Genomic DNA, 255 nt, shown 5'->3' with positions numbered 1-255 from the left:
TACTGTTTTGTGGTTGATGGTAAAACCAAGCTGTTTCAACAGTTCTGTTATCCTCCGATAGCCTAATCTACCCTTGTGTGCATGAAAGATACGATTTATCGCAACTTTTACTTCAAGGTATTTATCGACCAAGCTAAGGCGATGCTGGTAATAATGAAAGCTACTCTTTGCCATTTGACCATGTTGGAGCAATAGCTCCAAAGGATGATCTTGCCTTAATTCTTGAATGGCTTGCGCTTGTTGGCTTCTTCGGCT

The 255-nt window shown here is 41.2% G+C and carries 1 protein-coding gene; it reads right to left on the bottom strand.

Annotated features, from left to right (window positions below):
* Nucleotides 1–255, bottom strand: a 255-nt coding sequence (locus tag G9H60_RS13765; RefSeq protein WP_223144527.1) for an IS3 family transposase, incomplete at both ends; no start/stop codon positions are given.

Source organism: Aquirufa aurantiipilula, assembly GCF_019923745.1.
GTDB classification, from domain to species: Bacteria; Bacteroidota; Bacteroidia; order Cytophagales; family Spirosomataceae; genus Aquirufa; species Aquirufa aurantiipilula.
This window is presented reverse-complemented; position numbering and strand designations above follow the sequence as displayed.